Raw genomic sequence first — 13,150 nt, forward strand, 5'->3', positions numbered from 1 at the left:
CCCAAGAAACCCCGTAGCCTAAAGCTACGGGGTTTTTTGCTTGTTTGCGCAGAATACCTGTTCCGGCCCTGCGCGATTTGCGTGCGCCATGGTGGGTGCGCCGGCTTGAAAGACCAACATGCAACTGCAAGACATTCTGTATTCCCAAGGCTTCGGTATCCGCCGCGTGTGCTCGGGCCTGGTCCAGCAGGGCTGGGTGGAACTGTGGGACACCGAGGCCAACGACTGGGTGCGTTGCCTCGATTCCACGCAGGACATCGATCCTGAAGGCCTGCGCTATCGCGTACAGGGCGTGGAGTGGGCCTATCACGCGCTGGGCTATGTGCTGCTGCACAAGCCGGCGGGCACGGAGTGCTCGCAAAAGCCTTCAACCTATCCGAGCATTTACTCGCTTTTGCCCATGCCGCTGCGCCAGCGCCCGAACAAGGGTGCCGTGCAGGGCGTGCAGGCCGTGGGCCGGCTGGACCAGGACACGACGGGCCTGCTGCTGCTCAGCGATGACGGCCAGTTCATCCACCGCATGAGTTCGCCCAAGAAGCATGTGCCCAAGGTCTACCGTGTGACCACCAAGCATGCCGTGGATGCGCGGCAGGTGCAGCGCCTGCTGGAGGGCGTGGTGCTTGATGACGACCCCAAGCCCGTCAAGGCGGCTGCCTGTGAGCAGGTGAGCGAGCATGTGCTGGACCTCACGCTGACCGAGGGCAAGTACCACCAGGTCAAGCGCATGATCGCCGCCGTTGGCAACCGCGTCGAAGGCCTGCACCGCTGGAAGATTGGCGAGCTGGAGCTCACCGAGGACCTGCAGCCGGGCCAGTGGCGCTGGCTGTCGGCCGAGGACCTGGCCAAGCTCAAGGCCAAGTGAAGCTCTCTTGTCGTTTCCCATGATGAATTCCTCTGAGCCGCGCCCAGGCTGGGCCCTGCTGTGCACGGCCTTCGATGCCCCCACGCCGCACGCGCTGCGCATCCGGCAGGACGTGCTGATCGTCGTGGATGGCCGCGGCATGATCGATGCCGTGCTGGAGCGCGGTGATCCCCGCCGCGCCGCTCTGGAGGCCGCGCATGCGGCCGCAGGCACGCTGCAGCGCCTGCCCGAGGGCCAGTACCTTTTGCCCGGCATGGTGGACCTGCATGTGCATGCCCCGCAATGGCCGCAAAGCGGCAAGGCCCTGGATGTGCCGCTGGAAACCTGGCTGCAGGAGTACACCTTTCCCCTGGAAGCGCGCTACGGCGATGCCGGCTTTGCCACATCGGTCTACGACAGCGTGGTGCGTACGCTGCTGGCCAATGGCACGACGACGGCCATGTACTTCGGCACCATCCACGCCGTGGGCAACCAGGTGCTGGCCGAACGCTGCCTGGCCCTGGGCCAGCGCGCCCTGGTCGGCAAGGTGGCCATGGACGAGCCGTCGCAATGCCCCCCGTACTACAAGGACGACAGCGCCGCCGAAGGCATTGCCGAGACGGCGCGCTTCATCGACTGGCTGCGCCAGCATCCGGACAACGCGCAGCAGCGCGTGCTGCCGGCGATCACGCCGCGCTTCATTCCTTCGTGCACCGACGAGCTGCTGCGCGGCCTGGGCGACCTGGCTGGACGCACCGGCGCCCATGTGCAAACCCATTGCTCCGAGAGCGACTGGGCCCACGCCCATGTGCTGGAACGCCAGGGCCGCACCGATGCGCATGCGCTGCATGATTTCGGCCTGCTCACGCGCCGCACGGTCGTGGCCCATGCCAACTTCCTCACGGCCGATGACGTGGCGCTGATGGCGCGCACGGGCGCCTCGGTGGCGCATTGCCCGCTATCCAACTTCTATTTCGCCAACAGCGTTTTCCCCGCGCGCAGCGGCCGCGAGCAGGGCCTGGGCATGGGACTGGCCACGGACATTTCGGGGGGCTACAGCCCCAGCATGTTCGACGCCTGCCGCCATGCCATGACAGCCTCGCTGGCCTTGCACGAAGGCGTGGATCCGGCGCAGACGGCCGCCCGGCGGGGCAGGGCGGGGCAGGGCGTGCAGGCCCGCATCGACCACGTCTTTGCACTGTGGCTGGCCACGGCGGCGGGTGGCGATGCGCTGGACCTTCCCATTGGCCGCATCGAGCCCGGCCATGCCATGGATGCCCTGGCCGTCGACTGCCTGGCGCCGGACTCCAATGTGCAGATCTGGCCCGAGCAGGACGGCCCGGCCGACATCCTGCAGAAGATCATCCACCATGCCACGCGTGCCAATGTGGCCTGCACCTGGGTGCAGGGCGCGTGCGTGCACCGGCGCCAGGCGGCCAGCCCCGCCTGAAGACCGGCTGCGTTTGCGCACTGGCTGTTTCCCGCGTTTTCCGCTCCATGACCGAACCGACCTCCTCCTACGAAGGGCGCCTGATCGCCCGCCCTGACGACCGCGTCACGCTCTCCCAGGCCCTGTTGCTGGGCCTGCAGCATGTGATGGCCATGGACGTGTATGTCGTGCCCTTCATCATTGCCTCGGCCCTGGCGCTGTCGCAGGCCGACGCGGCGTCCATGATCCAGTCCACCTTTCTTGCCGCAGGCGTGGGCACGCTGATCCAGACCGCCTGGTGCATGCGCATGCCCGTGGCACAAGGGCCTTCCTACATTCCCCTGGGTGCCATCCTGGCCGTGGCCTTTGGCGCGGGCGGCGGCTTCGGCGGCATGGGAGCGGTCTATGGCGCGCTGATTCCGGGCGCGCTCATCGTCATCGCGCTGGGTGCGCTGGGCTGGTTTCACCGCGTGATCCGCTGGCTGGTGCCTCCCATCGTCGGCGGCACCATCATCCTCGTGGTGGGGCTGTCGCTGCTGCCGATTGCGCTGAGCGCCAACGTGTTCGCGGTCCACGGCGGCATGACGGTCAACCAGTCCATCGCGCTGGCATCGGTATCGGCGGCGCTGCTGATTGCGGCCATGATGCTGGGCCTGCGCTTCGACAACCGGCTGGGCCGCTGGATGCGCCTGTCGTCGGTGATCATCGCGCTGGCTGGCGGCACGGCCGTCGCCTGGGGCATGGGGCTGTTTGCCTGGCAGCCCATTGCCGATGCGCCCTGGCTCACGCTGCCCAAGCTGGCGGGCATCGACTATCCGCTGCAGTTCTCGCTGCCCGCCGTGCTCACCTTCGTCGTGATCTACCTCGTGGTCATGGCGGAAACCACGGGCACGTGGTTCGCGGTCTCGGCCGTGATCAACCAGCCCATCACCAGCCGCCAGCTGGACCGTGGCGCCGTGGGCGAAGGCCTGAGCTGCAGCGTGGCCGCCCTGATAGGTGCCACGCCGGTCACCGGCTACTCCACCAACGCCGGCGTGATCTCCATCACCGGTGTGGCCAGCCGCATGGTTTTCATTGCAGCCGGCCTGGTGCTGGCCTGCCTGGGCTTCCTGGGCAAGTTCTCCGCACTGATCGCGGCCATTCCCTCGCCCGTGATCGGCGGCATGTTCGCCGTGGTCTGCGTGACCATTGCCATGGCGGGCATCCGCATCCTGCGCCATGTGCGCCTGGACGAGCGTGCCATGCTGGTGGTGGGCGTGCCCATCATCTGCTCCTTCTTTGCCACCCTGGCCCCCAAGGACTGGGTGCAGACCCTGCCGGACATGCTGCAGTACCTGCTGGGCTCGGCCGTGACCGTGGGCGCCATGGCCGCCATGGTGATGAACCTCATCCTGCCGCGCGCGCAGGATGACGACGCCCCGGCCAGGGACCAGGTGGTCTGAACGCCGCAGGGCCTGCTTCCCGCAAATCCATGCAAAAAGGCCATGCGCAGTTGTTGCGCATGGCCTTTTTTGCGGGAAGAGGCGGGCAGGGCCGTGCGATTCAGCGCCGGTCCAGATCGTCGATGGAGGCGCTCCAGCGGCTGTCCCAGCTGCCGCGCTCGCGCACCTGGTCGATCTGGCGGCGGTCGCGCTTGGTGGGGCGGCCTTCGTGCTGGCTGGCGATGCTGCTGGCGGGCTCCGGAGCCAGCCGGCGCTGCTCTGCCAGCCGTTCGCGCTCGGCCAGGCTTTCGGCGGTTTCCTCGTACAGGGCCTGGGCCACGGGGGCGGGGCCCCGCATGCCTGAGAGGCCGCGGATGACCACGGTGCGCGGGACCTGGCCCTGGCGCAGGGCCACGGTGTCGCCGCAGCGCACCTCGCGCGCGGGCTTGACCAGGGCTCCGTTGACGGTGACGCGGCCCTTGCCGATTTCCTCCGTCGCCAGGCTGCGCGTCTTGTAGAAGCGCGCGCACCACAGCCATTTGTCCAGACGCATGGATTCGATATCGGTCATGGCGTTATTGTGCGCGCGGCGCGGGGTGCTTGCCAGTGGCCGGCTGCAGCGGAATCGCCACGTGCGCATGCAATCCGCAGACCAGGCCTTGCCGGTAGATGTTGCGCAGCTCGATGGCGCCGCCCAGCGTCTGCACGATCTCGTGGCAGATGGCCAGCCCCAGGCCCGAGCCGCTGCGCGCATTGCCGGCCGAAAATGGCTGGAACAGCCTCTGCGCCAGCTCGCTGTCTATGCCCGGCCCGCTGTCGCGCAGGCTGAGCACGGCCTGGCTGCCGGCCTGGTGCACGCTGATGTGCAGGCTGCCGGCCGCAGGCATGTGGCGTATGGCGTTGTGCAGCAGGTTGCGCGTGAGCTCGCGCAGCATCCATTCGTGGGCAGGAACGGGGCAGGGCTCCGTGTCTATGGAAAAGTCGATGTCCTGCTCCGCAATCAGCGGCGACAGTTCGATGGCCACGTCGCGCACCACTTCGTCCAGCAGGCTGGGCGCGGGCGATGCGGGCTCGGCGCTGTCTTCCTGGCGCAGCTGCTCGACCTTGGCCAGCGCCAGCATCTGGTTGGCCAGGCGCGTGGCGCGGTCCACGGTGGCGCCGATTTCCTCAAAGGCCTGCTCGGCCGGCACATCGCCGCGCTGGGCCGACTGCAGCTGTGCCTTGAGCACGGCCAGCGGCGTGCGCAGCTGGTGCGACGCGTCGCGCACAAAGCGCTTTTGGTCCGACAGCAGCTGGCGAAGCCGCAGCATGAGCTGGTTGATGGCCTCCAGCAGCGGCTGCAACTCGCGCGGTGCTGAGGGTGCCGACAGCGGGCTCAGGTCGCCGCGCGGGCGCGATCGCAGGTCGCTGCTGAGCCGGCGCACGGGCTGTGTGGCGCGCTGGACGACGAAGATCACGATCAGCGCCACGGCGGCCACCAGCAGGGCCTGCCGCGCCAGCGTGGTGCGCAGGATCTGCAGGGCCAGCGCTTCACGCAGCTCCAGCGTCTCGGCCACCTGGATCACGGCCATGCCGCGCCCCTTGGCGCTGGCCACGGGCTGCAGCAGCACGGCCATGCGCACGGGCCGGCCCCGGAACTGTGCGTCGTAGAAGTCGACCAGGGCCGCGTAGGGCGGGCGCTGGGGAATGACGCCATGCCACATGGGCAGCTCGCCAAAGCCCGACACCATTTCCCCCTCCAGCGTGGAGACGCGGTAGAACATGCGGCTCTGGTTGTCGGCCTCGAAGATCTCCAGCGCCGAGTAGGGAACGATGGCATGCAGCTGGGCGGACTCGTCATAGCCCGTCACATCCAGCTGCTCGCTGATGCTCTTGGCCGAGGCCAGCAGCGTGCGGTCATAGGCGGTGTTCAGCGCAGCCAGCGTCTGGTGGTACAGGCTCCAGGTATTGAAGCCAATGAACAGAATGACGGGCACGAGAATGCCCGTCAGCAGCTGGCGGCGCAGCGACCAGGGCTGGCGCGTGCGCGCGGGGGCAGGAAGGGGAAGACCGGGGTCGCGCATGGGCTGCGGTGAGTGGTGGAGTGCCTCAGGCCGACTCGGCCTTGAGCAGATAGCCCAGGCCGCGCAGCGTGACCAGCTGCACGCCTGTGCCCGACAGCTTCTTGCGCAACCGGTAGGCGACGACTTCCACGGCTTCGTACTGCACGTCCGACTCGCCGGGAAACACCAGCGCGAACAGGCGCTCCTTGGCCACGGCATGGCCGGGGCGTGCCAGCAGGGCGTGCATCAGGGCCAGCTCGCGCGGCGTCAGCTCCATGATCTCGCCATCGCGGTGGATGGCGCCGCTGGCCTTGTCGTAGCGCAGCGCACCCATGGCGATGGTCTCGGGCGGCGGCTTGGGCGTGAAGCTGTCGCTGCTGCGGCGCAGCAGGGCGCGCAGCCGGGCCTCCAGCTCGTCGAGGTCGAAGGGCTTGGCCAGGTAGTCGTCGGCACCGGCGTTCAGGCCCAGCACGCGGTCGCCCACGGTGCCGCGCGCGGTCAGGATGAGCACGGGCGTGCGCAGGCCCTGGCCGCGCGCACGCTCCAGCACCTGCAGGCCGTCCAGGCCGGGCAGGCTCAAATCCAGCACCACGGCGTCGGGCTCGCGCACCAGCCACTGCGCCAGGGCCGACGGGCCGTCGGCCGCCGTCTCCACCTGGATGCCGCGCCGGATCAGCGTGCGCTGCAGCGTGGTGCGCATGGCGTTGTCATCTTCTACGAGCAGCAATTGCATGGGCCGGACGTTAGCACCGGGCGCGATGCAGGCCATCGTGGCGAGAGCGATCTAGGGATTCCCCTAGGGGTTTGGACAGCCATTTGACAGGTAGCGAACCGATCATCGACAGCCTTACAACACAAGGAGTCAAACCATGCGTCGTGATACTTTTCTGAAGTCGCTGGCCGCACTGGCCGCCGCAGGCAGCCTGCCGCTGTCTGCGCAGGCTGCGGCAGCCGTCAAGATGATGCTGCCGGCCAACCCCGGCGGCGGCTGGGACACCACGGGCCGTGCCCTGGGCAAGGCTTTGCAGGACGCTGGTCAGGCTGCTTCCGTCACCTATGACAACAAGGGCGGCGCCGCCGGCGCCATCGGCCTTGCGCAGTTCGTCAACGGCAGCAAGGGCGATCCCAACGCCATGATGGTCATGGGCGCCGTCATGCTGGGCGGCATCATCACGGGCAAGCCGCCCGTGAACCTCACGCAGGCCACGCCGCTGGCCCGCCTGACCAGCGAGTACAACGTCTTCGTGCTGCCCGCCAACTCGCCCTTCAAGAACATGGCCGAGGTGATCGCCCAGCTCAAGAAGGACCCGGGCTCCGTCAAGTGGGGCGGCGGCTCGCGCGGCTCTACCGAGCACATCGCGGCGGCCATGATTGCGCGTGAAGTCGGCGTCGATCCCTCCAAGATCAACTACGTGGCATTCCGTGGAGGCGGCGAGGCCATCTCCGCCATCCTGGGCGGCAACGTCACCGTGGGCGGCAGCGGCTACAGCGAGTTCGCCGAGTACATCGGCACCGGCAAGATGAAGCCCATCGGCGTGACCTCGGGCCAGCGCCTGAAGGGCGTGGACGTGCCCACGCTCAAGGAGCAGGGCATCAACGTGGAGATCGGCAACTGGCGCGGCGTGTACGGCGCGCCCGGCATCACCAAGGCACAGCGCGATGCGCTGGTCGCCATGATCGAGAAGGCCACCAAGAGCAAGGCCTGGGCCGAGGCGCTGCAGAAGAACGACTGGACGCCTGCATGGCTGGCCGGCGATGCCTTCGGCGAGTTCGTGGACCAGGAGTTCGCGAGCCTGCGCGCCACCATGGTCAAGTCCGGCATGGTGTGATCGAGCTGCTGCACCGGCCTCTTGCGGGGCCGGTGCAGCAACAGGCCCGCACTCCTGCGGGCCACGGCAGGCGCCAGTCGCAGCGCCTGCTTCAAGAAGCGGAAGATGCCCGCGCGCCGCGCCAGCGGCTCGCAGGCCCCGGCGGCTTAATTTTTTCCCCACGTCTGCAGCGGTGGCCGGCCCGGTCGCTGGTCCCGCTGCGGCCAGGAACTGACCATGTCCGAGTCCTCACAACCCAATCCACTTGCCACGGATGCCGCCCAGGCCGATGAGCCCAGCGGCTTTCCCTCGGTACGCGCGCAGACCATCGTCGGCTCCGGCGTGCTGCTTGTCGCCGCAGGCCTGGCCTTCGGCGCGCTGCAAATCCCTGGCGATGCCGGCTACGGCGGCGTCGGCCCCAATTTCCTGCCCTGGCTGTGTGCCTTGGTGCTCGCAGTCTGCGGCGCCTGGCTGGTCTGGGAGGCACGCACGGGCGGCTTTCGCGAAGCCTCTTGCGGGGGCGGCCACCCACGAGCCGACATCGGCGCCTTCGTCTGGGTGTCGACGGGCCTGCTGGTCAATGCCGTGCTGATCGGCACCGTGGGCTTCATCGTCAGCTGCACCGTCTGCTACGTGCTGGCCGTGCAGGGCCTGCGCCGTGCCGGCGGCCAGGCCCAGGCGGGCAAGCCCATCACCTGGGCCAAGGACGTGGTCACCGGACTGCTGATCTCGGCGCCTGTGTTCTGGGCCTTCACGCAATTCCTGGCGATCAACCTGCCGGGCCTGACTGAGACGGGGTGGCTGTAATGGAAATCTTTGACGCACTGCTGGCGGGCTTTGCCACCGCCATCACACCGGCCAACCTGCTGTGGGCCCTGGTCGGCTGCGCCCTGGGCACGGCCGTGGGCGTGCTGCCCGGCATCGGACCGGCCGTGGCCGTGGCCATGCTGCTGCCCATCACCGCCAAGGTCGATGTCACCGCCTCGATGATCTTCTTCGCGGGCATCTACTACGGCGCCATGTACGGCGGCTCCACCACCTCCATCCTGCTGAACACGCCCGGGGAGACCGCGAGCATGGTCACGGCCATGGAGGGCAACAAGATGGCCAAGAGCGGCCGCGCGGGCGCCGCGCTGGCCACCTCCGCCATCGGCTCCTTCGTGGCCGGCACCGTGGCCACCGTGGTCGTCACGCTGTTCGCGCCTTCGGTGGCCGACTTCGCCGTCAAGCTGGGCCCGCCCGAGTACTTCATGCTGATGGTGCTGGCCTTCACCACCGTGAGCGCCGTGCTGGGCCAGAGCGCGCTGCGCGGCATGACGGCCCTGTTCCTGGGGCTGGCGCTGGGCTGCATCGGCATGGACCAGATCTCGGGCGCTGCGCGCTACACCATGGGCAAGATGGAACTGCTGGACGGCGTGGACATCGTGCTCGTGGCCGTGGGCCTGTTCGCCGTGGCCGAAGTGCTGTACGCCGCCATGTACGAAGGCAAGGTCGTCGATACGCAAAACAAGATGGGCCGCGTGCACATGACCGGCCGTGACTGGAAGCGTTCGTGGCCCGCGTGGCTGCGCGGCACCGTCATCGGCACGCCCTTCGGCTGCATTCCCGCCGGCGGCACCGAGATTCCGACCTTCCTGAGCTATGCCACCGAGAAGAAACTGGCCAAGGGCGAGGACCGTGCGGAGTTCGGCACCAAGGGCGCCATCGAAGGCGTGGCCGGCCCAGAGGCCGCCAACAACGCCACCGTGACCGCCGCGCTGATCCCGCTGCTGACCCTGGGCATTCCCACCAGCAACACCACGGCCGTGCTGCTGGGCGCCTTCCAGAACTACGGCATCAACCCCGGCCCGCAGCTGTTCAGCTCGTCCGCGGCCCTGGTCTGGGCGCTGATCGCCTCGCTGTACATCGGCAACCTGATGCTGCTGGTGCTCAACCTGCCCATGGTGGGCCTGTGGGTCAAGCTGCTCAAGATCCCGCGTCCCCAGCTGTACGCCGGCATCCTGATCTTCGCCACCGTGGGTGCCTACGGCATGCGCCAGAGCGCGTTCGACCTGTTCCTGCTGTACGGCATCGGCGTACTGGGCGTGATCATGCGCCGCTTCGACTTCCCCACCGCGCCCGTGGTGGTGGGCATGATCCTGGGCCCCCTGGCCGAGGCGCAGATGCGCAACGCCGTGTCCATCGGCGAAGGCAGCTGGTGGATCTTCCTGCAGCGCCCCATGTCGCTGACGCTGATCATCATCGTGGCCTGCGTGCTCATCGTGCCGCGCGTGCTCAAGCGCCTGCAGCCCAAGCCCTCGCCGCAGGCCACTGCCGGCTGACGCCAACCCGTTGCTAGCCGGCCCGTCGATGCTACGCATGGCGTCCACGGGCCCCTGACAGCCCCTGCCTTTCGAGGCAGGGGCTTTTTTCGTCAGCTGGTTGATGCCTTCCATTCACAGATGGTGTTCCAGCAGACCGTCTAGTCCCGCGCAGCCCTTGAATCCATGATCCAGCCATCGACAGACATCGGATTCCTTGCATGCGGCAACCCTTTCCATCGCTTTCCAAGGCCTCGGGCGCGGCCCTTCTGGCGCTTGTGATTTCCACGCCAGCCATGGCGGATTCAACGGCGCCGGCGGGTTCGGCTGAAGCCTCCCACTGGGCTGCCACGTGGCAGGCCAGCCCGCAGCCGGTCTGGGGGGCGGATTTCCTCTTTCCCACCAATCTGCCCGCTGTGCTGCAGGACCAGACCGTGCGCCAGGTGGCACGCATCAGCCTGGGCGGGCCGCGCCTGCGCATCGTGCTGTCCAACGCCTACGGCGGCCAGCCTGTGACCGTGGGCAGGGCGACCGTGGCAAAGCCGTTGCCGGCAGGCGCCGTCGAGTCCGGCAGCCTGCAGGCCGTGACCTTTGGCGGCAGCGCGCAAGCCACCATTGCCGCAGGCGTATCCCTGGTCAGCGACCCTGTGGCCTTGCCGCTGGCCTCGCTGTCGCAGGTGGCCGTGAGCCTGTACCTGCCCGGTGCCACGCCTGTGCAGAGTTTTCACTGGGATGGGCGTCAGACCGGCTGGATCGTGGCGGGCGATCAGTCCGCTGCTGCGGCGCTGCGGACTTCGGACCCTGGCGCAATCAGCAGCACGGCCCGCCCGCTGTTGGCGGGCATAGAGGTCGAGGCAGAAGCTGCGGCGCCCGTGGTAGCGGTGATGGGCGACTCCATCACCGACGGTGCCACGGCCAGCCTGGACAGGGACAGCCGTTGGCCGGATTTCCTGGCCGCGCGCCTTGCGCCGCACGGCGCGGCGGTGGTCAATGCCGGCATCTCGGGGGCGCGCCTGCTGTCCGATGGCATGGGCGAGCATGCCCTGGCGCGGCTGGAGCGTGATGTGCTGGCCCAGCCCGGTGTGCGCAGCCTCATCGTGCTGCTGGGCATCAACGATATTTCCTGGCCCGGCACGGCCTTTGCGCCGCGGGCGCAGCGCCCCACGCTGCAGGACATGGCAGAGGGCTATCGCCAGCTGGTTGCCAGGGCGCGCAGCCACGGCCTGCGCGTGATCGGCGCCACCTTGCCGCCTTTCGAGGGCGCCTTGCCAGGCACGCCGCTGGACGACTACTACCAGGACGGCAAGGACGACCTGCGGCGGCAGGTGAATGCATGGATACGGTTGGGCGGCGCCTTCGATGCCGTCATCGACTTCGACGCCGTGCTGCGCGATGGCGCCCATCCCTCCCGCATGGCGGCGCGCTTCGACTCGGGCGACCACCTGCATCCTGGCGACGAAGGCAACCGTGCCATGGCCAACGCGGTAGACCTGAACGCCATACTGCCCGGCCTGCCGCAGCGCTAGTGCGTCGCGGCGGCGGGGGCTGGCTTCCATATAAAATGCAAATGGTTCTCATTTGTCATGCGTCCCCGGCGTGCCTGCGCCCTGGGGCACAGGGAGGGGTACTGTGGCCGCCGCCGAGTTTGCGCTTCAGCAACAAGTCGAAATTCTCTACACCGATCACCACGGCTGGTTGCGCGGCCTGCTGCGCCGCAAGCTGGGCAATGCCTTTGATGCGGCCGATCTGGCGCACGACGTCTACCTGCAACTGCTGCGCACCGGCCGTGTTCCGCCGGCCGATGAGCGCCGCCGCCATCTCACCCAGATCGCCAACGGCCTGGTGATCGACCTGTACCGGCGCCGCCGCGTGGAGGCGGCCTACCTTGAAGCCCTGGCCCTGCTGCCCGAGCAGATGGCGCCCTCCGAAGAAACACGTGCCCTGGCGCTGGAGGCGCTGGTGGAGATCGATGCCGCACTGAACGGCCTGCCGCCCAAGGCGCGCAAGGCCCTGCTGCTGTGCAAGCTCGACGGCATGGCCTACCGAGATATCGCGGCCGAGCTGGGCGTGTCCGTGTCCTCGGTGGAGAAATACATCGCTGCTGGCCTGCTGGCCTGCTACCAGGCGCTGCACGGCGCCGTGTGCTGAGTGGCCGGCATGTCTTCATCTCCGGCATCGGCCGCGTCAGCCGCATCCACTGACGCCTGCGCAACTGCGTCCGCCAGCGAGCCGCTGGAGCCGCTGGAGCCGCTGGAGCCGCTGGAGCCGCTGGAGCCGCTGGAGCCGGCCATCGTCCAGCGCGCCGCCGAATGGATGGCACGCCTGTGGGCTGACGACGCCAACGACGAAGACCGCGCCGCCTGCGCCCGCTGGCGTGCCGAGCATCCGCGGCACGAGCTGGCCTGGAGCCGGCTGCAGGCCTTTGACGACAAGCTGCGCAGCGTGCCCGGCGGCATTGCACGGCATACGCTGGCGGACACCTCCGCTGCGTCGCCGGCGCCCCGGGGCCGCCGCCGTGCCATGCAGTTGCTGGGCCTCATGGCCACGGCCGGAGGCATTGCCCATGTGGTGCGCGGCACCGATGCATGGCAGGTCGCCGCCGCCAGCCATGGCACGGCGCGTGGTGAAGTCCGAGAGATCACGCTGCCGGATGGCACGCAGGTGGTGCTGGCCTCGGCCTCGGCCATCGACCTGCGCTTTGACGAGGCCGAGCGCCTGATCCTGCTGCGCGCCGGCGAAATCCTCGTCACCACCGCGCCCGATCCGCAAAGCATACCGCGCCCGCTGCGCGTGCGCTCGCGCCACGGCACGGTGCAGGCCCTGGGCACGCGCTTCACGCTGCGCCAGGAAGATGAGCAGTCCCGCGTGGCCGTGTTCGAGGGCGCGGTGGAGGTGCGTCCTGCCAGGGCGCCGGGCCAGGTGGTGCGCGTGGATGCGGGGCAGGGCGCCGTCTTCACTGGCGAGCAGGCCCGGGCTCCGGTGCCTGCGCAGGAAAGTGCCGCCGCCTGGGCGCGCGGCGTGCTGGTGGCCGACAACATGCCGCTGGGCGAGCTGGTGGCCGAACTGGCGCGCTACCGCACGGGCCTGCTGCGCTGCGACCCGCAGGTGGCCGGCCTGCGCGTCACGGGCGTGTTCTCGTTGCGCGACACCGACCGCGCCCTGCACAACCTGGCCCTGGGCCTGCCCGTGCAGGTGGTCTCGCGCACGCGCTACTGGGTCACGGTGCAGGCGGCGGGCTGAGGCTTTTTTCATCGCGGCGCCTTCCCCGTTTCTCGGAACCCGTTACCGGCTGATTCAACTTTCTGCCCC

General features: G+C 68.6%; 12 protein-coding genes. 9 read left to right on the top strand and 3 right to left on the bottom strand.

Features of this window, described 5'->3' with window-relative positions; all coding sequences use genetic code 11:
- The first annotated feature begins 118 nt into the window (after positions 1-118).
- Genes DTS01S_RS23220 through DTS01S_RS23230 form a run of 3 tightly spaced genes read left to right on the top strand, consistent with a single transcriptional unit; the run spans position 119 to position 3,712 of the window.
- The gene (locus tag DTS01S_RS23220; protein ID WP_016449647.1) at positions 119-862 is read left to right on the top strand and encodes a 16S rRNA pseudouridine(516) synthase; all 744 of its coding nucleotides are present in this window, start codon (positions 119-121) and stop codon (positions 860-862) included.
- 19 nt (positions 863-881) lie between these two features.
- Complete coding sequence (gene guaD / locus DTS01S_RS23225; protein ID WP_017405496.1) at positions 882-2,291, top strand: guanine deaminase; 1,410 nt, start codon at positions 882-884, stop codon at positions 2,289-2,291.
- Positions 2,292-2,338: 47 nt separating this feature from the next.
- Positions 2,339-3,712 (top strand): uracil-xanthine permease family protein, encoded by a 1,374-nt coding sequence (locus tag DTS01S_RS23230; protein ID WP_026062410.1) that lies wholly within the window; start codon positions 2,339-2,341, stop codon positions 3,710-3,712.
- Positions 3,713-3,812: 100 nt separating this feature from the next.
- On the opposite strand, the gene DTS01S_RS23235 is transcribed toward DTS01S_RS23230, so the two are convergent.
- The 3 genes from DTS01S_RS23235 to DTS01S_RS23245 are packed head-to-tail and all read right to left on the bottom strand — an operon-like array spanning position 3,813 to position 6,502.
- Positions 3,813-4,262, bottom strand: a complete 450-nt coding sequence (locus DTS01S_RS23235; RefSeq protein ID WP_016449644.1) for an RNA-binding S4 domain-containing protein — start codon at positions 4,260-4,262, stop codon at positions 3,813-3,815.
- A 4-nt stretch (positions 4,263-4,266) separates the two neighbouring features.
- Positions 4,267-5,754, bottom strand: coding sequence for a sensor histidine kinase (locus tag DTS01S_RS23240; RefSeq protein ID WP_016454029.1), 1,488 nt, complete (start codon positions 5,752-5,754; stop codon positions 4,267-4,269).
- 25 nt (positions 5,755-5,779) lie between these two features.
- The gene (locus DTS01S_RS23245) at positions 5,780-6,502 is read right to left on the bottom strand and encodes a response regulator transcription factor (RefSeq protein WP_016449642.1); all 723 of its coding nucleotides are present in this window, start codon (positions 6,500-6,502) and stop codon (positions 5,780-5,782) included.
- A 100-nt stretch (positions 6,503-6,602) separates the two neighbouring features.
- Here DTS01S_RS23245 and DTS01S_RS23250 point away from each other — a divergent pair, with 100 nt between their 5' ends.
- The 6 genes from DTS01S_RS23250 (at position 6,603) to DTS01S_RS23275 (ending at position 13,081) form a co-directional block, all read left to right on the top strand.
- Positions 6,603-7,562, top strand: coding sequence for a Bug family tripartite tricarboxylate transporter substrate binding protein (locus tag DTS01S_RS23250; protein WP_016449641.1), 960 nt, complete (start codon positions 6,603-6,605; stop codon positions 7,560-7,562).
- A gap of 216 nt (positions 7,563-7,778) precedes the next feature.
- Positions 7,779-8,348 (top strand): tripartite tricarboxylate transporter TctB family protein, encoded by a 570-nt coding sequence (locus tag DTS01S_RS23255; protein ID WP_016454030.1) that lies wholly within the window; start codon positions 7,779-7,781, stop codon positions 8,346-8,348.
- On the top strand, positions 8,348-9,862 hold the full coding sequence (locus tag DTS01S_RS23260) for a tripartite tricarboxylate transporter permease (protein WP_016449639.1): 1,515 nt from the start codon (positions 8,348-8,350) through the stop codon (positions 9,860-9,862). Before DTS01S_RS23255 ends, DTS01S_RS23260 begins: the two co-directional genes overlap by 1 nt.
- Positions 9,863-10,062: 200 nt before the next feature.
- Positions 10,063-11,367: an SGNH/GDSL hydrolase family protein gene (locus DTS01S_RS23265; RefSeq protein ID WP_017405493.1), complete on the top strand. Its 1,305-nt coding sequence runs from the start codon at positions 10,063-10,065 to the stop codon at positions 11,365-11,367.
- A 103-nt stretch (positions 11,368-11,470) separates the two neighbouring features.
- Complete coding sequence (locus DTS01S_RS23270; protein ID WP_017405492.1) at positions 11,471-11,989, top strand: sigma-70 family RNA polymerase sigma factor; 519 nt, start codon at positions 11,471-11,473, stop codon at positions 11,987-11,989.
- A 9-nt stretch (positions 11,990-11,998) separates the two neighbouring features.
- Positions 11,999-13,081 carry a FecR domain-containing protein gene (locus DTS01S_RS23275; protein WP_061289059.1) on the top strand — a complete coding sequence of 361 codons (1,083 nt, stop codon included), beginning with the start codon at positions 11,999-12,001 and terminating at the stop codon, positions 13,079-13,081.
- Positions 13,082-13,150: the final 69 nt, after the last annotated feature.

Source organism: Delftia tsuruhatensis NBRC 16741, from assembly GCF_001571325.1.
Taxonomy (GTDB): Bacteria; Pseudomonadota; Gammaproteobacteria; order Burkholderiales; family Burkholderiaceae_C; genus Comamonas; species Comamonas tsuruhatensis.